Origin of the sequence: Yersinia bercovieri ATCC 43970 (assembly GCF_013282745.1) — a bacterium.
Taxonomy (GTDB): Bacteria; Pseudomonadota; Gammaproteobacteria; order Enterobacterales; family Enterobacteriaceae; genus Yersinia; species Yersinia bercovieri.
The window spans coordinates 3,614,492-3,637,906 of sequence record NZ_CP054044.1 but is presented as its reverse complement, the minus strand read 5'-3'; the positions used below and the strand labels follow the sequence as shown (position 1 = coordinate 3,637,906).

Below are 23,415 nucleotides of genomic sequence, written 5' to 3'. Positions count from 1 at the left end.
TCCTAGAGTTCACTAATTGCATGAATGATATCGATTGAAACTTAAGATAACCTTAGCGGTATTGTGGTGTGCGTCACTGCTTGGCGGGTTTTATCCGGCGGGGCAAAATAGAGGCTTGCCAGCAGTGGCGAAGCAGGCTTCAATTAAGATATCGCTGAAACACTCAGTTCTTTAGGTATCTTAGTAGCAGGAGGCCGCGTAGCTCAGCAACTTGAGTTTTTCGACATTCCCAGTCCATGCCGTGGTATCTGCCAAACAGATGACCGCGGTTTTTGTCGTGGCTGTATGCGCAGCCGTGATGAGCGCTTTAACTGGATTAAAATGAGTGATCCGCAAAAACGAGATGTCCTGCGGCTGTGTCGCCAACGTCTACTGCGCTTGCAACGCGCTAACAAGCAGCCGGATGAACCGCTGCAAGAGCAACCCTCTCTGTTCTAACGAGCCGTGCATTTTTAGCCTTTATGGCTATTTAGTCGGCTATTGAGTCGCTCAACCCCCAATTGACCCTTAATTCGTTGCTCAGGGAGGATTTAACCTTGCTGTCGGTTGTGTATGCTAAGGGCATACTAATAAATGAGGTAGCTAATAATGGATACACGTACTCAACTGGCACCCCTTGGGCCTGAATTTTCTCGCATGATTTGCGGTTATTGGCGCTTGATGGAGTGGGAGATGACGCCCGCGCAGTTGTTGGGCTTTATCGAGCAGCATATTGAATTGGGCATTACTACGACAGATCACGCAGATATTTACGGTGGTTATCAATGTGAGCAGGCATTCGGGCAGGCATTGCGCCTTAAGCCCGCTTTGCGGCAGCAACTGGAACTGGTGAGCAAATGTGGCATTGCCACTACCGCGAAACCAGAGCATGCGCTGGGGCATTACATCACTGATCGCTCACACATCATCAAAAGCGCTGAGCAGTCACTGACGCATTTACATACTGATTATCTGGATCTGCTGCTGATCCACCGCCCAGATCCCCTGATGGATGCTGATGAAGTGGCTGAAGCTTTCACCCAATTACACCAAAGCGGCCAGGTAAAACATTTCGGCGTGTCGAACTTTACGCCCGCACAATTTAGTTTGCTGCAATCGCGTTTGCCATTCTCGCTGGTGACTAATCAGGTCGAAATTTCACCGCTGCACCAGCCCGCCATTGTGGATGGCACCCTTGATGCTTGCCAACAGCTGCGCATTAAGCCGATGGCCTGGTCTTGTCTGGGGGGCGGGCGTTTGTTTAGTGACCCAGAGTTCCAGGCGCTACGTGATGAGTTGCAGGCGGTGGCCGATGAAATAGGTGCTGAAAGTATTGAACAGGTGGTTTATGCCTGGATCCTGCGCCTGCCATCGGCTCCATTACCTATCATCGGTTCCGGCAAGATAGAGCGCGTTAAAGCCGCGTGGGCTGCGCTCTCCCTGACGATGACTCGCCAGCAGTGGTTCCGCATTCGCCGTGCGGCCCTCGGTTATGACGTGCCTTAAGACTCTATGCGCCAGTGAGTTTCAAGCTGGCGCACTTGCTGCTCCTCGCCCGACCAATACTTTCTACCACTCCGCGTAAAGGAATGTTGCCATTATACAAAACAATCTTGGCCTCATTACCTTCTCTAATGTGTCTCAGTTTGGTTTCTTCGAAATAGCCCATTACATAGAATGAATCGGTATCTATTAGCGCTACTAATGGAGTGCCAGTTGTCGCATAGTTACCTACCCGTGTTTGTAGATTGGTGATATAGCCGTTGGCAGGGGCATAAATACGCGTTTTGCTGAGATTCCATTTCGCTTGCTCGAGGTTTGCCACTGCGCCCTGATATGCGGCTTTCATACTATCAGCGGTTAAATTGGCAATCTCGAGATCGGCACCGGAAATGATATTTTTAGGTAAGTAGCGGCGGCGTTCAGCTTCATGATTCGCTTTGGCTAACTCACTCTGGGCGCGGACAACAGCGGCTTGCGTATTATCCAGTGCTAACTGATAGGGTTGCGGGTCAATGACAAATAATAGGCTATCAGAGCTTACCAATTGGTTATCATGAACTAGTATTTTAACCAGCCTGCCGGAAACGTCCGGGGTGATACTGACTAATTCTGCCCGGACTTTACCATCACGAGCTCAGGGCGATTACATGTAATAATTCCACATCCACCAACCAGCACAGAGTGCGAGGGCGAATACGATGACTGAGGAGAAATATTTAAGAGATTGATGATTCATGTCAATTTACCAACTGGCTAAGACCCATAAAGAAACCGTGACCGAAATGACAAAAATTGAGAGATCCATTAATATTGGATGTCAGATGTCACCAGAGTAGATCCAATTCCGTAGCATATGATGGATCAGTAGCTATAACACCAAACCTAGCATGACTGTCTTAAACATTGGCGGGAAATAGATAGAAGCACCTAACACCAAGTCGGTAAGTGGTGCGTTAATGGGGAATATAGATACATACATAAGGTTAATCCTTAAGGGGTATTTTAGTAAAAAACATCATTTCTGCTAAACTATTTCCCGTATTTATTGCTATTCCCCTAGCATCGACGGTATATATACATTTGTGTTTTTAATGTTAATTACCCAAAATAGACTGGACTCTGGGAGTTATGCTAGCACGCTAAATAAAAGGAGGGGCAATTGGAATCGACATTAGGATCTGATTTAGCACGATTAGTTCGCGTTTGGCGCGCACTTATCGACCATCGGCTGAAGCCGTTGGAACTGACCCAAACACATTGGGTTACCTTGCATAATATTAATCGTTTACCACCTGAGCAGTCACAGATTCAATTGGCAAAGGCGATTGGTATCGAACAACCATCACTGGTTAGAACCTTAGATCAACTGGAGGAGAAAGGTTTAATCACACGGCATATCTGTGCAAATGATCGTCGTGCAAAGAGGATAAAACTGACGGAACAGTCTTCACCGATAATAGAGCAGGTTGATGGCGTCATATGTTCCACCCGCAAAGAGATTCTCGGTGGAATTTCAACTGATGAGATTGAGTTGTTATCTGGTCTGATTGATAAGCTCGAGCGAAATATTATTCAATTACAAAGCAAGTAAATTATAAAGTTTTAGACTCTTATTCACAGCAGAAAGAAAAGTATCACTGTAAGAGCAAGTCAGGGTTCGCAATGAACCCTGACTTTTGTCCGCGAGGTTAATACCCAATGGTATTAACGTGGGCTGACAGTCACCGTGCTACCGCTGCTGGCGAGCATGACGCGCTGACCGACGCTAAAGCGAGTAGGGCCTTGCTTCTGCACCACCAGAATGGTTGTACCATCGTCTTTACGCACTTCAAGTTGTACGCCATCAGTACGGTTGATTGCCCCCTGAACACCTTGTCCAGCCATACCACCTGCAACAGCACCCGCGGCGGTTGCCAGACTACGACCTGTACCACCACCTACAGTATTGCCGAGGAAGCCACCGAGAACGGCACCACCAATAGCGCCGACAATGTTGTTATCATCACCACCCTGAATGGTGACAGGGCGAACAGAGAGTAATGTGCCGTAAGTGACGGTTTGTACTTGCTTAGCCTGTGATGCGGTAAAAACATCACCAGAGAGTGTGTTGTTATTGGCGCAACCGGTCAAAGTCACCGCAATAATAGCAACGGCGATTAATGGCTTTTTCATAAAAACTCCTATTAAAAATGCATAACCGCTATACGGTTTAGTATGGCGGGATACCCAAATCCAGTCCATTGCGGCCCAGTCTTTGCGTAAAGTATGGCTTACTCAAATGTTTATTTCACTAGTTACTTGTTTCCGACCACTTGCTGAATATTTCGGCTACCTTAGATTGGTTCGCAGCTTAGCGCCTTATACTTCAACCAATATTAAACGGCGGTTTAACTTTATTAAAGTATGAAATATCACTGCCATAAATGAAAGTGTTAGCAGTAGTGACTTTTATGTGACCCTTATTGCAAATAAAAAGCATTCTTTAAGAGATGCGCCTATGGCGGTATACACTTGAAAAAGTATATCTTTTCATGGTGTTAATTTTATTATTCTGATTCGGCTTGAGAAAAGTCTTATCGCTATTTTGTTCCTCAATGGGGAAATAAGGTCATTGCTATGAAATCAGGCCGTTTTATTGGGGTGATGTCAGGAACCAGTCTGGATGGCGTTGATGTTGTGCTGGCAGCCATTGATGAGCGCATGGTGGCCCAACAGGCTAGCTATTGCCATCCAATGCCGCAACAGTTGAAAAAAGAGATACTTGGCATGTGTCAGGGGCAGTCAACCACCTTGTCAGCCGTGGGTAAGCTTGATGCCCAGTTGGGGATGCTATTCGCTGAGGCGGTGCTGGCTTTGATGAGTAAAGAGGGGCTCACAGCGCAGGATATCACCGCGATTGGTTGCCACGGACAAACCGTGTGGCATGAGCCGTTAGGTGAGCCAGCCTTTACCATGCAATTGGGTGACAACAACCGTATTGCGGCGCTGACTCAAGTTGCCACCGTGGGGGATTTCCGCCGCCGAGATATGGCTTATGGTGGGCAGGGGGCGCCATTGGTTCCCGCATTCCATCATGCACTATTAGCCCATGCCACCGAGCGGCGCATGGTGTTGAACATTGGTGGCATCGCAAATTTATCCATGTTGCTGCCCGATTTGCCGGTGCGGGGCTTTGATACCGGGCCGGGCAACATGCTGATGGATAGCTGGATTTGGCGCAACAGATCCTTACCTTATGACAAAGATGCCACCTGGGCCTTGTCGGGGCAGGTGAATCAGTCACTGCTTGAGCTAATGTACAGCGACCCCTATTTTGCCAAGCCCGCGCCAAAAAGCACCGGGCGTGAATACTTCAACGCCGGATGGTTAGACCGACAGTTAGCGAAAGTGGCGGGAGTCAAACCTGAAGATGTGCAAGCCACATTGGCTGAGTTAACGGCGCTCTCCATTGCTGAACAAGTTCAATTGGCGGGCGGCTGTGAGCGGTTGCTGGTCTGTGGCGGCGGGGCGCGCAATCTACTGGTGATGTCGCGCATGTCCGCTTTACTGCCGGGCACCGAGGTGTGTGTCACTGATGACTTTGGTGTCAGTGGTGACGATATGGAAGCGCTGGCCTTTGCCTGGCTGGCATTTCGGACACTATCCGGTAAATCAGGCAATTTACCCTCTGTCACGGGGGCCAGTTGCGAGACCATTTTAGGAGCAGTCTATCCTGTATCGTCACGATGAGGGTGCTAAGCTTCCATTGAACATGGCAGCTTAGCCAATCAACGAGGGTGACATCATGAAATATTTATTGGCTGTGACCTGCACAACCGCCGCATTAATGCTGGCGGGGTGTAGCCTGGTGCAACCGAAAAATGAAACTTTGCACTATCAATGCGGGACGACCCAACTGACAGTCAAACAAGATAACCAACACGATAAAGTCAGCCTGATTCTAGATGGAGAACAGCTCACCTTGGGGCAAGTGCGCGCCGCTTCCGGCACTAAATATAGTGATGGCCGCTATACCTTCTGGTCAAAAGGCAATAGTGCATTTATTGAGCGCGATGACAAAATCATTATCGATGACTGCATGTTGATAAAATAACTGTGTTGATAAAATCACTGTTTTGATCAAGTCATCAGGTGGTTACTGGCTCAGGGTGATTGTGATTATGGTGCCACAAGGGCAGAATAATCATCACTGCTTTCCTGCGCGATACAGAGCTTATATGACTGACAATTTTGATGTTGCAGATTTACGTCGTGAATATATTCGCGGCGGACTGCGCCGCAGTGATTTAACTGAACAACCACTGGCGCTGTTTGAGCGCTGGCTCAAACAGGCGTGTGAGGCTCGACTGCCTGATCCGACCGCCATGTGTGTGGCAACGGTGGATGCCAATGGCCAACCCTATCAGCGCATTGTGCTGTTGAAGCACTATGATGAGCAGGGCATGGTGTTCTACACCAATTTAGGTAGCCGCAAAGCGCAGCAATTGGCTGAAAATCCACATATCAGTTTGCTATTCCCCTGGCATATGCTGGACAGACAGGTCATTTTCCTCGGTAAAGCCGAGCGGCTTTCCACCCTTGAAGTGCTCAAATATTTTAATTCCCGCCCGAAAGATAGCCAGATTGGCGCTTGGGTCTCTCAGCAATCCTCTCGCATCTCTGCCCGCGGTGTACTGGAAAGTAAGTTTCTGGAATTAAAACAGAAATTCCAGCAAGGTGATGTGCCATTACCCAGTTTCTGGGGGGGCTTTCGCGTTAAATTTGACTCTGTTGAGTTCTGGCAAGGCGGCGAACATCGTCTGCATGACCGTTTTATCTATCAACGGGAAGCCGCTGGCTGGAAAATTGACCGTTTAGCCCCTTGAGCACGATGAAATAATTGTGGTTAAGCCTAGCGCTCGTGCGGCGGGCGCTTTATTCTATACCCTTCGTACTTGAAGCCGCAGGGGTGTTCGCTTGCTGCCTACCTGCAATGCCAGGTTCTTTGGGTATAAATCATCTTTACATCGTAAAAGACATTTTTTGTAAAAGACAATTTTTTGTAAAAGACAATGGAGTCATTGATGACCAGCAGCAACCTGATTAAGCAATTGCAAGAGCGGGGCCTCGTTGCCCAGGTGACGGATGAAGAGGCGTTAGCAGAGAGACTGGCGCAAGGGCCAATTTCACTCTATTGCGGTTTCGATCCTACCGCGGACAGCTTGCATTTGGGTCATCTGGTTCCGTTGTTATGCTTGAAGCGATTCCAGTTGGCAGGTCACCGCCCAGTGGCATTGGTAGGTGGCGCCACCGGCATGATTGGTGACCCGAGTTTCAAAGCCAGTGAGCGCAAACTCAACACCGAAGATACTGTTAACGAGTGGGTTGAGAAGATCCGCCGTCAGGTATCGCCATTCCTCGATTTTGATTGTGGTGAAAACAGCGCCATTGCCGCCAACAACTACGACTGGTTTGGCGGCATGAATGTGCTGACTTTCCTGCGGGATATCGGCAAGCACTTCTCCGTTAATCAGATGATCAATAAAGAAGCGGTTAAGCAGCGCCTGAATCGCGATGATAGCGGCATTTCGTTTACTGAATTCTCCTATAACTTGTTGCAGGCTTATGATTTCGCTTGCCTAAACAAAGCCCACGGCGTGGCATTACAAATCGGTGGTTCTGATCAGTGGGGTAACATTACCTCGGGTATCGATTTAACCCGTCGCCTTCATCAGCAGCAGGTTTACGGTCTGACCGTGCCATTGATCACTAAAGCTGATGGCACCAAGTTCGGTAAAACCGAAGGCGGCGCAGTGTGGCTTGATCCAAAGAAAACCAGCCCTTACAAATTCTACCAGTTCTGGATAAATACCGCCGATGCTGATGTTTACCGCTTCCTGAAATTCTTCACTTTCATGAGCTTAGAAGAGATAAATGCGCTGGAAGAGGAGGACAAAAACAGCGGCAAAGCCCCGCGCGCCCAATACGTGCTGGCAGAAAATGTTACCGCTATGGTGCATGGCGCGGAAGGTTTGGCGGCGGCAAAACGTATTACTGACAGCTTGTTCTCCGGTGATTTGAATGAGATGACGCAAGCGGACTTTGCCCAGTTAGCACAAGATGGGATGCCAACTATTGAGTTGACCCGCGATGCTGATTTGCAGCAGGCGCTGGTGAATGCTGAATTGGTTCCCTCTCGCGGCCAGGCGCGCACCATGATTAACTCTAACGCGGTGGCGATTAATGGTGAGAAACAGGCCGATCCGGAGTACCTCTTTACGGATGCTGACCGCCTGTTTGGGCGCTACACCTTACTGCGTCGTGGCAAAAAACATTATTGCCTGATTAGTTGGTTATAAGGGTGAAATAGAGTAAGGGGCAGAGATGTCCCTTATTTTTTTGCTTATATTTTAGTTGCTAACGTTTTCGTCGCTCACTTTTAGGCTGTACCAATGAAAAATATACTTTCGATTCAGTCACATGTTGTTTTTGGCCATGCTGGCAATAGTGCCGCTGAATTTCCGATGCGCCGGATGGGGGTTAATGTTTGGCCGCTAAATACTGTCCAGTTCTCAAATCATACGCAATATGGTCACTGGACCGGTTGTGTCATGCCTGCCAGTCACCTGACAGAAATAGTCCAGGGCATCGCCGATATTGATCGGCTCAAAGATTGTGATGCGGTATTGAGCGGTTATATTGGCTCACCGGAGCAGGGTGGCCATATTTTGGCGGCGGTTGCGCGGGTAAAACAAGCCAATCCTGCGGCCTGGTATTTTTGTGATCCGGTGATGGGGCATCCTGAAAAGGGTTGTATCGTGGCACCTGGCGTGGCCGAATTCTTCTGTAAAGAGGCGCTGCCTGCCAGTGATATTATTGCGCCTAACTTGCTTGAGCTGGAGCAACTCAGCGGTGTGCGGGTTGAGAGTGTTGAGCAAGCCGTCAATGTGGCCCGTGATCTCTGTGCCAAAGGGCCAAAAGTGGTGTTGGTCAAGCACTTGAGCCGTGCGGGTTATCATGCTGACTGCTTTGAGATGTTATTAGTGACGGCTGAAGAAGCATGGCACATTAGCCGTCCGCTGGTGGACTTCGGCACGCGCCAACCGGTCGGCGTGGGTGATTTAACCAGTGGTCTGTTACTGGTAAATCTGCTAAAAGGCGCAGCGCTGGATAAAGCATTGGAACACGTGACTGCGGCGGTTTATGAAGTGATGCTGAAAACCCAGGCTATGGGTGAGTACGAACTTCAAGTGGTGGCGGCACAAGATGAGATTGTTAATCCTACCTGCCAGTTTAGCGCGGTTAGAGTCGGCCAATAATTCGCTATAATCAGCTTATCCGCGATAAAAAATGCCCCTGACAGCAGGGGCACTCTAATCAACTCATCAGTTAATCTATTATTTCTTGATATCTTCAGCTGCCAGCGCGGCTTTTACTGCTGGGCGCTCTGCAACACGAGCCATATAGGCATCTAAATGACTACGTTGCTTAATCTCAATATTCAGCGCGTTAGCCCAACGAGTGACGGTAAATAGATAGGCGTCGGCGACACTGAATTTTTTCCCTAGCAGATAATCATGATGCGCTAACACACTATCGACATAGCTGAATTGTTTATCCAGCCGCTCGCTGGCGATCACTTTATACTCTGGTGGTGTTTTCGGGTTAAACAGTGGACTGAAACCTTTATGTAATTCAGTCGCCACGAAATTTAACCACTCAATAGCATGATAGCGGGAGAGGGTGCCGGCAGGGGCGATAAGCTGGCGATCGGGCACTTTATCTGCCAGATATTGCACGATAGCAACCCCTTCGGTGAGCAAGCTACCATCATCCAATATTAGCGCCGGGACTTGTCCTTTTGGATTGATGCTTAAATAGTCTTGACCCGTTTCAGTGATTTTGGTTGCCAGATCGACACTCTCAATACTGAAGTCTAACCCCGCTTCACGTAATACAATATGTGGAGACAAAGAGCAGGCACTGGGTTTATAGAACAATTTCATCACAAACTCCTTAATAGAGCACTAAAAGAAACGAGCTTCCTTATCCTAAGGCAGGTGAGAAAAAAATGCAGCTAGCGGTGTAAGATAATTGTGAGGGAAATAGATAACTACCTGAGGAATAAGTGGTTATGCAAGCGGTGATTCCTTGCCCTACAGCGGTGAATACTGGCCGCTGTAGGTTATCTTTGCCACTGATTATGCAGCAGTGGAAATTAATTACCGTGGTGGACGAGTGCTGATTGATGCGGACCAGCTAAAGGTGGTGGTACTTGGTGCAGTTTTTTTGGTTTTTCTTTCTACGCGAGTTAACTTGGCGATTTGTTCTCGGGCGTTCATGATTTTTTCTATTGCTTCGTCTTTGATTTTATTCTGTTCTGAATTGGTTAATGCTCTTCCTAAATTTATTCTGGCTCTGTCGAGTTGCGTTTTGACATCACGTTGCTCAATTTCAGTCATCTCTTTTAATGTCAGCTTTTTCATTTTTTTCGCCTTATTTGCATCAGTCCTACTCAGTGTACAACCTTATCCTGCGTGGGGATGTAAGAGATTGCGATCTGGGCGACATTAATCACGATAAAAGCCTGTTAGAAGCTGTAAAGCTCGAGAATCATGACAAACCGGGCGAATAAATGCAGCCTACCTCCGCTCTGAGGCACCGCCTCGGCAAAAAATACCGAGAGCGGTGGCAGCAGCACCGGTTTTTTATTACAACAATCGCGAACCGTATCCCCACAGCAGCACTGTCAGACCCAGCAATAACTCTAAGACCAGCACACCAATGGCGAATGTGGAGCCAGAAAAGATAAACCCTTCCCGGCGATCGATATTCAGGAAGGTCGGTATTCCCAAATACATCAGGTAGCCGGCGTAGCATAGGGCGACAATCCCAACGAATAAGCATAACCAGATAATAGGGTAGAGGGCGACGACGCCGGCTAAAAACATCGGCGTGGCGGCATAACCGGCGAACAGGGTGCAACTTTGCCAGCTCGGGCGGCTGGCATAGCGGCGGGCCATCCAGTAAATGACGCGTCCCATCAAGGCGACGGCTGCCAGAATTAACCCATAGAAAATAATGGCGGAATAGAGGGCAGTAAAGGGCGTCAGTTTTATCACCTGGCCATCACCAAAGCTCCAGCCCACCTGGGTGGTGCCGATAAAGGCGCAAACCACCGGAATGGCGGCCATCAGCAGGACGTGATGGGCATAAAGGTGCCGGACACTTTCACCCTCACGTTTGATTTGCTGCAATTCCTGACTGGGGTGGGTTAGAAGCCCCCAAACATGGTTGATCATATATCACCTCCTTGCCCGCTATTGGCCGCTAATAACAGACTCATTTCATCTTCATCTATCATTAGGATGCAGTTAACGCTGTGCGGCCTAAGATCAGTATAGTTTGTTTTTTGAGCGAAAATGGGGTGGCGGCAGTAGCATTGATCAGATGGCTAGTGTCTATCGCTTCAACAAATGGTTAAATAAATGAGTAAATTAATAAATAAGATCAGGAGCAGGTAATGGGTACTCAAGGAAATGATAGTCGGATCGACAACATAGAGTTTGCGGTGAGTGATATTGCTAAATCGAAGGATTTCTATGGCAAGGTTTTCAATTGGCGTTTTACCGATTACGGGCCGGGGTATTGTGAGTTTACTGATGGTCGGTTGACGGGCGGCTTCACCACCTTAAGTGTAGTTCAGCCCAATGGTGGGCCGCTGGTGATCCTGTATGCAGATAATCTTGAACAGACACAAAAACGTCTGGAACAGGCTGGGGCCACTATCATAGTGCCGATCTTTGCTTTCCCAGGGGGCCGCCGTTTCCATTTTACTGATCCAGATGGTTATCAGTTGGCGGTATGGTCAGCTAATTGAGTTTGAGTGAGTGACGCAAAACGCGCCCGAAAGCGCGTATTGCGTTAGCCCGTCAGCTATGCTGCTGGTGCCGCTTTTTTACTGTCTGTTGGTGCTAAAGTCATGCGATACAGTTTTGGTGCTGTCAGCATCATCAAAATCGCGATGATAGCAGTGACGATACCAATCTGCATAAACACATGGCTATAGATTGCCAGTGATGCATGGGCGTCATTGATTTCAGCGGGTACTGCGGTCAATGCGGCCACTTTACCGGCGATCAGTGCTGCCGCTGCCGTGGTCAGGAACCATGAACCCATGATGAAGCCCATCAAACGCTGAGGCACTAACTGCGCAACCATCGCCAGACCCAAGCCGGAAATCATCAACTCACCGACACTTTGCAGCGCGTAGCTCAGGATCAACCAATTGACTGACATAATACCGTGTTCATTCGCCATGCTGGCACCCCATGGCAGTACCAGGAAGGCGGCGGAGCAGAGCACCATACCGAACGCAAACTTATGTGGCATGGGCAGACGGTCACCCATCTTGTTATAGACTGCCGCCAAAATGGGGCTAGCAACCATGATCCAGAATGGGTTCAGTGCCTGATACTGCTCCGGCTCGAAAGCAATACCGAAGATGGCGTGCTCAACGTTATGGATAGCAAAGAAGTTCAGTGATGTTGGCATTTGGCTGTAGAGCACGAAGAACACCACCGCTTCCAGCATCAACAGAAACGCCACAATCATTCTACGACGAGCGGTGCCGTGCAGTGAGAATGTCTCTTTGGCAAAGATACAAACAATCCCTACAGAGATCAGTGCTAATGCCCAGCGTGCAATAATTTGGTTGTGCAGCAACCAGTTAGACAGGGTGATCAGTGCGATAATCCCCACCAATACCAGCAGCAATTTTTTAAACTGCAGGGGTGCGAAGTCAGGTTTAGAACCCTGGTTTTTGACCCACTTACGGCAGAACCAGAAGTTCACCAAGGTGATCAACATACCCACAACACTCAGTGAAAACGCCACACTCCAACCATATCTAGCCGCTAACCATGGGGTTGCCAACATAGAGAAGAACGAACCGATATTGATGGACATATAGTACATGGTAAATGCACCGTCCAAACGTGGGTCGTCTTTGTTATAGCAGGTTGAGAGTAGAGAGGAGGGGTTAGCTTTAAACAAACCATTACCGACCGCAATGGTTGCCATGCCCAGATAAACCCAGAAAATATCATGTCCGGAGTAGGCAATCATGGCATAACCCACCGCCAGAATCAGTGCGCCGAGCACAATGACCCGTTTTGCCCCGAGAACTTTATCACCTAACCAGCCGCCAATGGCCACGAAGCCATAGACCAGTGCACTGAAGGAGGAGAATAAGGTGATGGAGTCGGCTTCGCTCATCCCGAGCATTTTTACCAGATAGACGGCCATGATCCCTTGCAGGCCGTAATAACCAAAGCGCTCCCAAAGCTCAATGGAGAAGATCAGGTAAAATGCTTTCGGCTGCTTGAAAGCATTCATGCTGATCTTTTCAGGTTGTTCGCTACTTGGTGGTTGTTGACTGTTGTTTGCTGTTGACACTGGGACCTCTGTGTTTTACTCCCTGCCATAAATGACAGAAGAGACAAAAGTGAATGCGTGAACCGGCATCCTTTTGCGTTGTTATAAGATGTTTAGCGGCGGTTAATGTTCACTATCTTTGTCAACGAGACAAGGCTTTTGTCATATTCTGTTACATATCTCTCTCGCAGTGCAATATCGCCATGTTACAAATGTTATGCAGTATTAACGTTTATGTTTTGGTGATTTGGCGATTTTTTGTTTTGATTAAAAGCTGAGCTTAATTTATTTAGTGATATATTCTGCTATTAATGTGATTTATGGTGAAAATGGTTATCGTAATGTGAATGACCAAATCAATATTATGCATACTGGGAGTTATCTGAAATTATCCAAATGGCGCTTAAATGTTAATCAGCCAAACACCTTGGTTATTAGATCAACTGAGAAAGGATCGGCGGGTGGTGTAAGTTTTTTTGCTTGAAAAAGGAGGGGGCTGGCATAACAGGGGCTGATTGATGGGCGATAGAGCGTCGACGCGGGATATCAATACCTTCAGGTACAGATATCCCGAAATAGTCTGCCAACAGATGATTTGCCCGCTTATTTGTTCTCCAGCGCGACTCATTGGCAGTGGCCCTTAAACTGTCTGCCCCAAAGCTTGGCGTAAACGGTTGGTCCAGCCAGCGCTGGCGGTGGTGATGATAATCCCCAGTAATTGGTGATAATTGACCCCCAGAGCGAGTAGCGGATGAATAGATTGATGGCTAAAACATTCCGGTGACCGGGTTAATTGAGCGGAGAGATCAATCAGCGAGTGGGTCATCTGCTCAGTTGGCTCAATTGCCAGTGCGCTATCCACCCCAGTGATTAATGCGCTGATTATCAATGAGTCATTGATTGATGCATAGATGGCTAACTGCTGCTTATGCTGAGCCTGGCAGTAAATGCTGCCATTGATGCGCGCTGAAACCAGCGCCACCAGTGCGAGCCAATCTGCGGGTATCTGCGGCGGCGCTGACTGCTGAGTTATCTCTCGGTAGGCGGGCAAACTTTGGGAGTTGCGTTCCAGCAGATCATGTAAGGTGATCGGCGTTTCATCTGACGATGACTCAGTGGCGCTGTCATCATTTGCGGTCAACGACGGCAGCCAGCCTTGCCATTGCGGTACTGTTGCCGGAATTAAATCTGCACTGGCATCTTCCATCCGTGGGAAACCAGGAAGCATAACGGTGGGATAACCGGCTAAGGCAGAAAGTCCGGCCACCACTCGGGCTTGATAGCCAACAAAACCAATAATCTGTGATAAAACAATGATATCGGCTGTGGTTAACCCAACCTCAGACAGTTGCTGTAGTGCATGTTGGTCGATCAACGTCGGCTGACTGGCGAGCTGGCGAGCATATTGGGTTATCTGGGTCAGCCGCATATTGCTTTCCCGCGAGGCATCCGGGCTGGAGAGTGGGGTAAGCCGCTCGGCATAGTGGCTGCATAGCCGCTGAACCCCCGTCACCTGTGCGACAGTTAATGCGCTACTTAAGCGGTCATACAGTGAAAGGCGATTTTCGTGGTTTAGCTCGACAATTGGCGGGAAGAGCAGCTGATAGAGGGCATCTGAGGCAGATAAAACGCCGGCATGGCGCTGTAAGCTCTCCGCGAGTGCGGCGGGAATTCCGTCGTCTACCCCGAGCAGGAAAATACCTGGTTCAGCATGGTGTTCGCTGTTGTGCGAGTGACTCATATCAGCTTTTGTGACGCCGTCACTTCTATCACTCACTTGCGTCACAACCCTCTCCAGAGTGCCGCTACGTTGAGTTTCGTGATACCAATGAGCATTATCCGGTTGGCGAGTGTGCACCATAATGACCTCCGTTAGAGACAGCAACGTGCCAGCATTAAGGATGAGTGGGGGTTAAACAGCGCCGGTTGAGCTAGCGGGATCAAATAAATGGCGGCAAGGGCGGTAGCGGATCGGCAGCAGAGCAAAGGGGTAGGTATCCACATCGGCAAAATATCCTGTTGTTTTATGGCATGAGCACAGTGGATATCATTGCTGATTGAGTTGGCGAGATAAAATAATGTTAAGCCATAATCCATAACTAAAAGTAATAACATATTATTATATATAACAAAAATGATATTACGTTAGTCAATAATTGGCTAAAGAGATAAGGCGGCTAGCAATAGCAGGCGGCTGGATGCCGATATCCAGCCGCCTGGGGGTATTAAAACTGGGGGATACTAAAACTGGCAATATTAAAAATGACCCACATCCCGCCGCCAGGCATCCGCGGTTAATGCCTCACCAAAATGGCTAGAGATCAGGCGCTTAGTCAGATCATGCAGCGGGGACGCCAGCACTTCAGCCGTACTACCGCGCTCCACCACTTCGCCCTCATGCATCACAATCACCTGATCACTGATATGTTTCATCATGCCTAAGTGCTGGGTAACATAGATATAAGCTATGCCGTGCTTGTCCTGAAGTTCCAGCATCAGATTAATAATCTGTGAGCGCATGGACATATCCAGTGCGGCCAGTGCTTCATCGGCAACAATCACTTTCGGCTGCAAAATAAGCGCGCGCGCCAGGGCAATACGCTGCTTCTGACCAGAGGCCAACATATGAGGGTAGTAGTTCGCGTGATCAGGCAGTAGCCCCACCTGCCGCAGAGTCTGATAGATGCGCTGCTCGCGGGCGACGGCATCCAAATCGGTGTTCAGTTTTAGCGGCGCATCCAGCAGTTGCCCGACGCGCTGACGCGGGTTCAGTGAGGTGCTCGGGTCCTGGAAAATCATGCGGATACGTTGACTGCGGTAACCATAGTCACCATAGACCAAACGGTGGTCGTCAATCAGCAGCTCACCCTCCGTAGGCTCAATCATGCCCGATAGCATTTTCGCTAAGGTGGATTTACCTGAGCCATTTTCACCAATGACCGCCAGTGTCTGACCTTCACGTAAGGTAAAGCTGACTGACTTCACCGCCTCGACATGCTGACGGCGAAATAGCCCGGTACGATAGCGGAAGGTCTTGCTCAGGTTACGGACTTCGAGCAGTGTCTCGGCCATTATTGCTCCTCCAGATTTAAGGGGAAGTGGCAGGCAAAGGCGTGGTTTTTGACCAAGCGCAGGCGCGGAGTTTCAATGCAGGTTTTCTGCGCATAAGGGCAGCGCGGCCCGAGGCGGCAGCCGATGGGCAAATGTTCCAGCGACGGAATGGCTCCCGGTAATGTATTCAGGCGGCTTTTGTGTGGCAGCGAACGACCAAAGTCGGGCATCGAGCGAATGAGCGCCTGAGTATAAGGGTGGTGGGGGGTCGCCAGCAGATCCTCACAAACGGCACTCTCCACGGTTTGACCGCAATAGAGCACGTTAACCCGATTGGCCCACTTACTCATCATTTGTAAATCATGGCTGATCAGCAAAATTGTGGTGTTGTTATTCTGATTCAACCGCGCCAGTAGGCGGAAAATCTGCGCCTGAGTGGTAGGCTCCATCGCATTGGTCGGCTCATCGGCAATCAGCAGCCGTGGCTGATTCGCCAGAGCGATAGCAATCATCACCTTCTGGCATTCGCCCTCTGTCAGCTCATAGGGGTAGCTGCGCATAATGTCTTTGTGGTCTTTGATCCCCACGCGGTGCAGTAGCTCTATCGCCCGCCGTTTGCGCCAATGAAAACGCTGCCACCAGCGGCCTTTGTAAGTCCAGCCGGGAATGGCCTGGATCAGCTGTTGGCCAATGCTTTCTGAGGGGTCGAGACAAGATTGCGGCTCCTGGAAAATCATCGAAATATTATGGCCGATCACCTTACGTCGCTGACGTGGCGTCAGTTGCAGTAGATCGATATCATCGAAGCGAAAACGGTCAGCGGTGATCCGCCAGTTATCTTTACTGACGCCGCAGATAGCCTTGGCAATCAAACTCTTGCCCGAGCCAGACTCTCCCACCAGACCCCGCACTTCACCTTCGGTCAGGGTAATACTGATGCGGTCAACCGCTTTCACCATCCCCTCGGAGGTCATAAACTCGATGGTGAGGTTACGAATATCAAGTAACGGCATTACTCCACCCCTGCATTAATTGCACGACGCATACCATCACCTAATAGATTCACCAGCAGCACGCTAATGAGAATGGCCGCACCCGGTAGCATCACAGTCCAGGGGGCGACATAGACCAGATCCAGCGAGTCCCCCAGCATAGCTCCCCACTCTGGCGAGGGCAGTTGCGCCCCCAAATCCAGAAAACCTAATGCCGCAATATCCAAAATTGCCATCGACAGGGCGCGGGTAAACTCCGTGACTAACACCGCCGCAATATTGGGGAGGATGGCATAAGCCAGAATATGGGGGGTGGATGCGCCATCCAGACGGGCGGCAATCACATACTCTTTATCCAACTCATCATGCACGGCGCTATAAATGGTGCGAACCATTCGGGGCAACAGGGCCAGCCAGACCGCGAACATTGCATGTTCTAAACTGGGGCCAACAAAGGCGACCACAATAATCGCCAACAGCAGTGATGGAATAGAGAGCAAGGTATCCAGCACATGATTAAGAATGGCTGAGCGAAAACCATGGGTGATACCCGCAAAGACCCCGAGAACCACACCACACAGTGCTGCCGCCAGTGTCACCAACAACGCGGAGCCATAGGTGGAGGCAGCACCGGCCAATAAGCGGCTTAAAATATCGCGGCCCAGATCGTCGGTGCCGAGGAAGAATGAGACGTTGCCGTAGCGTGACCAGGAGGGCGGGAGCAATTGGTAGCCGAGAAACTGTTGGTCAAGGGCATAGGGGGCGAGGGTGCTGCCCAGCAGGCAGAGTAGCAGTAAGGCCAGCACACCGTAGAAACCGACCATTGCCAAGGCATCCCCATAGAAAAGCCGCCAGGTATACAGCAACGGGCTGGGCATTTTCTTTTCGCGGTAGACATTATCGAAGGGCATACCACTCCTTATGCTTTAACGGCGTCATCATCGCGCCGACAATATCGGACAGCACGTTAATGACGATGACCAGCGAACCGACGACCATTACACCTGCGGATATTGCGGCGTAATCTTGCTGACGAATGGCATTAATCAGCCAACGACCCAATCCCGGCCAGTTAAACACCACCTCGGTGATCATCGCCAGCGTCAGCATGGTTGAGAACTGCAACCCCAGTTTTGGAATGATCGGCGGCAAGGCATTATGCAGCACATGGCGACGAATAATAGTGAAACGGGATAAGCCACGGGTCGCCGCCGCCTTAATGTAGTTTTGCCCGATCACATCATCGGTACTGGTGCGCATCAGGCGAATAACCTCGGTGGTCGGGGCAACCGCCAGCGCGGTGATGGGCAAGATCATATGCTGAATTGCACTGAGCATCATCTCTTCACGATATGGCGAGGGCGAGAGCCAGGCATCGACCAAGGCCAGCCCGGTGACCGGTTTCACCTGATACAATAGATCATAACGGCCGGAAACCGGCAGCCAGCCTAAATGCAGCGAAAAGAACAGCATAAGCAGCAGCGCCAGCCAGAACACCGGGATTGAAAAACCCACCAAGGCGACGGAGCTGATGGCGATATCGGCCCATTTACCGCGCATCACGCCAGCAATTATCCCCAGCGGAATGCCGATAAATAGCGCCAGTGAAAAGGCCAGAACACATAGCTCCATGGTGGCGGGGAAGGCCTCGCGTAACTGCTCGCTAATCGGTTGACCGTTAATGCTGGAGACGCCGAAATCCCACTGAATCAGGCTGCTGAAGTAGAAACGATAGGCATCCAGCAGTGCCACACCATTTAACGGCGCATGAGGGGTGAAATAGCTCAGGCTAAAACTGACCAGTGATAACATAAACAGGGTTATCACTAGCAGTAATAGTCGCCGTAAGGTGAAGATAATCATGGTTTTTTGCCCTCTTCGCTCTCACGGAACACGCCAGCAAAAGATGAATTGCCAAACGGGCTTAATACCAACCCTTTGATATCATGACGGTAAGCCTGTAGCCGCAGCGATGAAGCTAACGGCAGCAGCGGCAGTTGCTGCTCCAGAATACGCTGAGCCTGCTGATAATATTCAATACGCGACGACAGTTGCTGAGAGCGTAGTGCTTTTTGCAGTAATTCATCAAACTGTGGGTCACACCAGTGAGCATAGTTTGTTTGCGAACGAATTGCTGCACAGCTCAACAGTGGGCGGAAGAAACTGTCCGGGTCGTTACTGTCGGTTGACCAGCCGGAGAGGGTCAGATCGTGGTTCATCTCCATTAGGCGGGCTTCCTGAAAGCGGCCTTCAACCGGCACGATATTGACCGTGATGCCCACTTGCGCCAGATCCGCCTGAATCAGCTCTGCGGTCTTCAACGGGCTGGGATTATAGGATTGCGATGCCGTCGGCACCCACAAATTGAGCTGCAATTTGCTTAACCCTAACTCTTTTAGGATCGTTTTGGCTTTTTCCGGATTATATTCGGTCACCTGCGCCTGATTATCATAAGCCCATGATGCACGAGGCAAAATAGAGGCGGCAGTTTCTGCGGTGCCGTAATAAATTGATTGCATCAATCGTTGGTTGTTAATCGATAAAGCAATCGCCTGCCGCACCCGCTGATCATTGAGCGGCGGTTTACGGGTATTGAACGCCAAATAGGCCACATTCATCCCTGGGCGCAGGGTCAGGCGCAGGCGAGGGTCATCGCGCAGAATGGACAGTTGACTGGCGGCGGGATAGGCCAACACATCACACTCACCGGTCAGCAACTTGGATAAGCGGCCAGTGCCACCGGCCCCCAGATCGATAACCACCTGCGGCATACGCGGTAAGCCTTTCCAGTAGTCACTGTTACGGAACAGGCGGATATATTGCCCAGACCGATATTCGTTTAACAAGAAGGGGCCTGTTCCCACGGGTTCGCGGTCGATCTGCTCCTGGCGACCTTTTTGGGTCAGCACATCGGCATACTCGGCAGAGAGCACCGGTGCATAGTGGGTCGCCAAATGCCAGAGGAATGAGGCATCCGGGGCTTTTAGCTTAAATTCAACGGTGTAGTCATCCAGCTTTTTGACACTCTGCACCGCGTCAGCAAATTGCAGGCTATCGAAATAGGGATATTCGCCGCCATTAACGCCATGGTAGGGGTGCTGGGAGTCAAGTACCCGCTGGAAACTGAATATCACGTCATCGGCGTTCATCATCCGAGTGGGGGTAAACCAATCAGTGGTCTGGAACGGCACATCTTTACGTAAATGAAAGCGGTAAGTTGCTCCGTTATCCAGCACTTGCCAGCTTTCGGCTAACTCAGGGATCAGCCGATAGGTGTAGGGGTCGACATCCAACAGGCGGTCATAGAGTTGTGCCGCCAGTGTATCGATGGTTAATCCGCTACTGGCCATCTGCGGATTAAAGGTATTTAGTATCCCACTGACGCAATAGACAAATCCACGCTGGCGGATATCTGGCAGCGGTTGATCAGCTAAGGCCGCCGGAGCAGACTGCGCCAGCGCTGGGGTCGCAAGGCAGGCCAGCGACAACATCCAAATGAGTAAAGCACGCATAAACGCTTCGCAGTAAGTAAGCAATACTCTCAGTGTACCGTAATCTGGCACCGCTCCCAATCCATTGAGCAAAACAACTGCGCCGTCTGCTGGTTGTTGCAGCAATTGATGATAATTCCATCATAATCAGTGTGGTAATGAGAAAAATTCTCAATAAACCATTTGCAACTGCTATTGATAACTATTATCATTCGTTTGCTCTTCGGGATAAAGCCAATAGTTTTAGGCTTTTGACAGGAAAGCACGACATTGCTCACATTGCTTCCAGTGTTTTTAAGCCAGCTCGGGTGCTGGCTTTTTTTTTACCCTGCGTTCTTGGCGCGGCAGCGGTGTTAGCGGCACTCGCGCCCACAAGTCACTCCCCAACTCACTCTCCAGTTAAGATCGCGTGTTTTTTCAACATGCCGCGTAACTGATGATAAGTTAGCCCCAGTAAACTCGCCGCCTTGCGCTGATTAAATCGCGCCTGCTCTAATGCGTGCTTTAACATCTGCTGCTCACGGTTATGCAGCCACTGCTTAAGGTCGATGGGGAGTGCCGGGAGGGGGCTTGAGGTTTCGCTATCAGGAGCCACGGCAATACCACTATCAGCACTCTGCCGGGCGGCGAAGGGGTTGATAATAATATTATCCAGCGGCTGAATGCTGTCGCCATGGCGATACACCGAGCGCTCCACCACATTCTTCAGTTCACGCACATTGCCCGGCCAGTGATAGGCCAGCAATTGCGCTTGCGCCAGCGGCGTAAAACCGGGAAAAAGCGGTAAACCCAGCTCTCGGCACATCTGGATAGCAAAATGCTCAGCCAATAGCATAATATCTTGCTGGCGCTCACGTAACGGCGGCAGTTGCACCACATCAAAAGCCAGACGATCCAGCAAGTCGGCGCGAAATTTACCGGCCGCGGCTAACGCGGGTAAATTGTCATTGGTGGCACACACCAGCCGCACATCCACCTGCAACGGCTGGCTCCCGCCAACCCGCTCCAGATGCCCATACTCAATGACCCGCAATAATTTCTCCTGCACCAGCATGGGCGCGGTTGCCAGTTCGTCCAAAAACAGTGTCCCGCCGTCAGCCCGCTCAAAGCGGCCCAGATGGCGTTTTTGCGCACCGGTAAAGGCACCAGCCTCATGGCCAAATAGTTCCGAATCAAGTAGATTTTCATTCAGCGCCGCGCAGTTCAGGGAGATGAACGGCCCTTGCCAGCGCTCAGATAGATAGTGGAGGCGATGGGCAATCAGCTCTTTGCCGGTTCCGCGCTCACCAATCACCAATACGGGCTTATTCAGTTTTGCCAGCCCAGAAACTTGCTCCAGCACTTCAACAAAAGAGTTGGCTTCGCCCAACAGGTTATCTAATTGCTCACTCATGATGAAATTCGCCAATAGTTGGTTAATATAATCACTCTACATTTTATGTCAAAATAGGCAAAAATTTTTTTTGTTATTTTTCAGTAGATTAACTTTTACAAAAAGTTGGCACGACTCTTGATATTGTCTTGGTGAATGAATATTTCTCTGAGGGTCGCATTGAGCACCATTAAGTCAGAGAGCTAACAAGTGAAAGAGGAGTTCTATTATGGGTATTTTTTCGCGCTTTGCCGATATCGTAAACGCAAACATCAATACATTGCTGGATAAAGCGGAAGACCCGCAAAAATTAGTCCGCCTGATGATTCAGGAGATGGAAGATACGCTGGTTGAAATTCGCTCAACATCTGCCCGTGCTTTAGCGGAGAAAAAGCAGTTGCTGCGCCGTATTGATCACAGCGAAAGCCAGCAGCAGGAGTGGCAGGATAAAGCTGAGCTGGCGCTGCGCAAAGATAAGGAAGATTTGGCCCGGGCGGCACTGATTGAAAAGCAAAAAGTCGCGGCGCTCATTGAGACGCTGACACGGGAAGTGGCCACAGTGGACGAAACACTGAGCCGCATGAAACATGAGATCACGGAGCTGGAAAGTAAGCTGACCGAAACCCGAGCCAGACAGCAAGCATTGACTCTGCGCCATCAGGCGGCAGCATCATCCCGTGATGTGCGTCGTCAACTGGACAGCGGGAAACTGGATGAGGCGATGGCGCGTTTTGAGCAGTTTGAACGCCGCATTGACCACATGGAAGCGGAAGCTGAAACCGTGGGCGTTGGCAAACAGAAGTCGCTGGATCAGCAATTTGCTGAACTGAAAGTCGATGATGAAATCAATAACCAGTTGGCTGCGTTGAAAGCGAAAATGAATTCAGCCGAGTAATGTGTCGTGCGACTCTACTACGCTAAACGGGCCATCAGAACTCAGATGGCCTGTCATAATGAAAATGCGGCTATCCGCGCAGATGATTAAGGGGAACCAATGAGTATCCTGTTTCTTGCCATACCACTGACCATCTTTGTGCTATTTGTGGCACCGATCTGGTTATGGCTGCACTACAGCAATCGCCAGCAAAGTGGCGCTCAACTCAGCCAGCAGGATATGCAGCGCCTGTCACAGTTGACCGACGATGCTCGCCGGATGCGTGAGCGGATCCAGACACTGGAAGAGATCCTTGATGCACAACATCCAAACTGGAGGCAGTCATAATGGGCGACACTTTTAAAAACAGTGGCTTAGGCAGCAAAAAACTCTATCGGGTGCCCGAAGAGGGCATGATCAAAGGGGTGTGTGCCGGATTGGCGCACTATTTTGATATTCCGGTGCGATTGATTCGGGTGATGGTGGTGTTATCCCTGTTTTTTGGCCTGTTCGTCTTCACTATCGCGGCCTATATCGTGCTGACATTTATGCTGGAACCGGCACCTGCCGCCAGTTTTAGTGAAGGTCGTGCAGCGACACCCCGGCAACTACTGGATCAGCTCGAGTATGAACTGGGTGCAGGAGAGCAGCGCTTACGGCAGGTGGAGCGCTATGTGACCTCGGAAACCTTCGTGGTCGAGAGCCGTTTCCGCCAGTTGTAATACTGGCCTGCTGTGC

Annotated in this window: 24 protein-coding genes and 2 pseudogenes; 12 read left to right on the top strand and 14 right to left on the bottom strand. The window is 50.0% G+C overall.

What is annotated here, in order from left to right; genetic code table 11:
• The first annotated feature begins 177 nt into the window (after positions 1 to 177).
• Together HRK25_RS16500 and HRK25_RS16495 are read left to right on the top strand one after the other, a co-directional pair.
• A complete protein-coding gene (locus tag HRK25_RS16500; RefSeq protein WP_032896203.1) occupies positions 178 to 438 on the top strand; it encodes a DUF1289 domain-containing protein in 261 nt (86 codons plus the stop codon).
• 150 nt (positions 439 to 588) lie between these two features.
• Positions 589 to 1,485: an aldo/keto reductase gene (locus HRK25_RS16495; protein WP_005270381.1), complete on the top strand. Its 897-nt coding sequence runs from the start codon at positions 589 to 591 to the stop codon at positions 1,483 to 1,485.
• A gap of 46 nt (positions 1,486 to 1,531) precedes the next feature.
• Here HRK25_RS16495 and HRK25_RS16490 read toward each other — a convergent pair.
• Both HRK25_RS16490 and HRK25_RS20245 read right to left on the bottom strand, forming a co-directional pair.
• Positions 1,532 to 2,218: pseudogene (locus HRK25_RS16490) on the bottom strand (HlyD family secretion protein); the annotation flags it as partial.
• 6 nt (positions 2,219 to 2,224) lie between these two features.
• A pseudogene (locus tag HRK25_RS20245) lies at positions 2,225 to 2,461 on the bottom strand (DUF1656 domain-containing protein).
• A 180-nt stretch (positions 2,462 to 2,641) separates the two neighbouring features.
• Here HRK25_RS20245 and rovA point away from each other — a divergent pair.
• On the top strand, positions 2,642 to 3,073 hold the full coding sequence (rovA, locus tag HRK25_RS16485) for a virulence master transcriptional regulator RovA (RefSeq protein ID WP_005270385.1): 432 nt from the start codon (positions 2,642 to 2,644) through the stop codon (positions 3,071 to 3,073).
• A gap of 113 nt (positions 3,074 to 3,186) precedes the next feature.
• Here the strand turns inward: rovA and HRK25_RS16480 are convergent, their stop codons facing one another.
• Positions 3,187 to 3,654 (bottom strand): outer membrane lipoprotein, encoded by a 468-nt coding sequence (locus HRK25_RS16480; protein ID WP_005270387.1) that lies wholly within the window; start codon positions 3,652 to 3,654, stop codon positions 3,187 to 3,189.
• A 444-nt stretch (positions 3,655 to 4,098) separates the two neighbouring features.
• Between HRK25_RS16480 and anmK the strand changes: the two genes are divergently transcribed.
• The 5 genes from anmK (at position 4,099) to pdxY (ending at position 8,780) form a co-directional block, all read left to right on the top strand.
• The gene (anmK, locus tag HRK25_RS16475) at positions 4,099 to 5,211 is read left to right on the top strand and encodes an anhydro-N-acetylmuramic acid kinase (protein ID WP_005270391.1); all 1,113 of its coding nucleotides are present in this window, start codon (positions 4,099 to 4,101) and stop codon (positions 5,209 to 5,211) included.
• Positions 5,212 to 5,266: 55 nt separating this feature from the next.
• Positions 5,267 to 5,575 carry an MliC family protein gene (locus tag HRK25_RS16470; RefSeq protein ID WP_005270393.1) on the top strand — a complete coding sequence of 103 codons (309 nt, stop codon included), beginning with the start codon at positions 5,267 to 5,269 and terminating at the stop codon, positions 5,573 to 5,575.
• A gap of 124 nt (positions 5,576 to 5,699) precedes the next feature.
• Positions 5,700 to 6,347, top strand: a complete 648-nt coding sequence (gene pdxH, locus HRK25_RS16465; protein WP_032896206.1) for a pyridoxamine 5'-phosphate oxidase — start codon at positions 5,700 to 5,702, stop codon at positions 6,345 to 6,347.
• Between the two features lie 198 nt (positions 6,348 to 6,545).
• Positions 6,546 to 7,820, top strand: a complete 1,275-nt coding sequence (tyrS, locus tag HRK25_RS16460) for a tyrosine--tRNA ligase (RefSeq protein WP_032896208.1) — start codon at positions 6,546 to 6,548, stop codon at positions 7,818 to 7,820.
• A 93-nt stretch (positions 7,821 to 7,913) separates the two neighbouring features.
• Positions 7,914 to 8,780, top strand: a complete 867-nt coding sequence (gene pdxY / locus HRK25_RS16455) for a pyridoxal kinase PdxY (protein WP_005270398.1) — start codon at positions 7,914 to 7,916, stop codon at positions 8,778 to 8,780.
• 78 nt (positions 8,781 to 8,858) lie between these two features.
• Here pdxY and gstA read toward each other — a convergent pair whose 3' ends face one another.
• From gstA to HRK25_RS16440, 3 genes are all read right to left on the bottom strand, one after another.
• Complete coding sequence (gene gstA / locus HRK25_RS16450; RefSeq protein WP_005270404.1) at positions 8,859 to 9,467, bottom strand: glutathione transferase GstA; 609 nt, start codon at positions 9,465 to 9,467, stop codon at positions 8,859 to 8,861.
• A 216-nt stretch (positions 9,468 to 9,683) separates the two neighbouring features.
• The gene (locus HRK25_RS16445) at positions 9,684 to 9,947 is read right to left on the bottom strand and encodes a YjbD family protein (RefSeq protein WP_005270407.1); all 264 of its coding nucleotides are present in this window, start codon (positions 9,945 to 9,947) and stop codon (positions 9,684 to 9,686) included.
• Between the two features lie 225 nt (positions 9,948 to 10,172).
• A complete protein-coding gene (locus HRK25_RS16440; protein WP_005270408.1) occupies positions 10,173 to 10,763 on the bottom strand; it encodes a Yip1 family protein in 591 nt (196 codons plus the stop codon).
• Between the two features lie 221 nt (positions 10,764 to 10,984).
• Here HRK25_RS16440 and HRK25_RS16435 point away from each other — a divergent pair, with 221 nt between their 5' ends.
• Positions 10,985 to 11,341: a VOC family protein gene (locus HRK25_RS16435; protein ID WP_005270409.1), complete on the top strand. Its 357-nt coding sequence runs from the start codon at positions 10,985 to 10,987 to the stop codon at positions 11,339 to 11,341.
• 56 nt (positions 11,342 to 11,397) lie between these two features.
• Here the strand turns inward: HRK25_RS16435 and dtpA are convergent, their stop codons facing one another.
• The 8 genes from dtpA to pspF all read right to left on the bottom strand — a co-directional run bounded on the left by dtpA (position 11,398) and on the right by pspF (position 21,824).
• Entirely contained in the window at positions 11,398 to 12,918 is a 1,521-nt protein-coding gene (dtpA, locus tag HRK25_RS16430) for a dipeptide/tripeptide permease DtpA (RefSeq protein WP_005270413.1), read from the bottom strand.
• Positions 12,919 to 13,537: 619 nt separating this feature from the next.
• Positions 13,538 to 14,758, bottom strand: a complete 1,221-nt coding sequence (locus HRK25_RS16425; RefSeq protein ID WP_005270415.1) for a CMD domain-containing protein — start codon at positions 14,756 to 14,758, stop codon at positions 13,538 to 13,540.
• A gap of 395 nt (positions 14,759 to 15,153) precedes the next feature.
• Positions 15,154 to 15,969 carry a putrescine export ABC transporter ATP-binding protein SapF gene (gene sapF, locus HRK25_RS16420; protein ID WP_032896209.1) on the bottom strand — a complete coding sequence of 272 codons (816 nt, stop codon included), beginning with the start codon at positions 15,967 to 15,969 and terminating at the stop codon, positions 15,154 to 15,156.
• A complete protein-coding gene (sapD, locus tag HRK25_RS16415) occupies positions 15,969 to 16,961 on the bottom strand; it encodes a putrescine export ABC transporter ATP-binding protein SapD (RefSeq protein WP_005270417.1) in 993 nt (330 codons plus the stop codon). The genes sapF and sapD overlap by 1 nt, the downstream gene beginning before the upstream one ends.
• The gene (gene sapC, locus HRK25_RS16410; RefSeq protein ID WP_032896212.1) at positions 16,961 to 17,851 is read right to left on the bottom strand and encodes a putrescine export ABC transporter permease SapC; all 891 of its coding nucleotides are present in this window, start codon (positions 17,849 to 17,851) and stop codon (positions 16,961 to 16,963) included. The genes sapD and sapC overlap by 1 nt, the downstream gene beginning before the upstream one ends.
• The gene (gene sapB, locus HRK25_RS16405) at positions 17,838 to 18,803 is read right to left on the bottom strand and encodes a putrescine export ABC transporter permease SapB (protein WP_032896214.1); all 966 of its coding nucleotides are present in this window, start codon (positions 18,801 to 18,803) and stop codon (positions 17,838 to 17,840) included. The genes sapC and sapB overlap by 14 nt, the downstream gene beginning before the upstream one ends.
• Entirely contained in the window at positions 18,800 to 20,452 is a 1,653-nt protein-coding gene (sapA, locus tag HRK25_RS16400) for an ABC transporter substrate-binding protein SapA (protein ID WP_099460649.1), read from the bottom strand. The genes sapB and sapA overlap by 4 nt, the downstream gene beginning before the upstream one ends.
• Before the next feature lie 367 nt (positions 20,453 to 20,819).
• Positions 20,820 to 21,824: a phage shock protein operon transcriptional activator gene (gene pspF, locus HRK25_RS16395; protein WP_032896216.1), complete on the bottom strand. Its 1,005-nt coding sequence runs from the start codon at positions 21,822 to 21,824 to the stop codon at positions 20,820 to 20,822.
• A 208-nt stretch (positions 21,825 to 22,032) separates the two neighbouring features.
• On the opposite strand from pspF, the gene pspA reads away from it, so the two are divergent.
• From pspA to pspC, 3 genes are all read left to right on the top strand, one after another.
• The gene (gene pspA, locus HRK25_RS16390) at positions 22,033 to 22,698 is read left to right on the top strand and encodes a phage shock protein PspA (protein WP_005270436.1); all 666 of its coding nucleotides are present in this window, start codon (positions 22,033 to 22,035) and stop codon (positions 22,696 to 22,698) included.
• 99 nt (positions 22,699 to 22,797) lie between these two features.
• Positions 22,798 to 23,025: an envelope stress response membrane protein PspB gene (gene pspB / locus HRK25_RS16385; RefSeq protein WP_032896218.1), complete on the top strand. Its 228-nt coding sequence runs from the start codon at positions 22,798 to 22,800 to the stop codon at positions 23,023 to 23,025.
• Positions 23,025 to 23,399, top strand: a complete 375-nt coding sequence (gene pspC, locus HRK25_RS16380; protein ID WP_005270439.1) for an envelope stress response membrane protein PspC — start codon at positions 23,025 to 23,027, stop codon at positions 23,397 to 23,399. Before pspB ends, pspC begins: the two co-directional genes overlap by 1 nt.
• Positions 23,400 to 23,415: the final 16 nt, after the last annotated feature.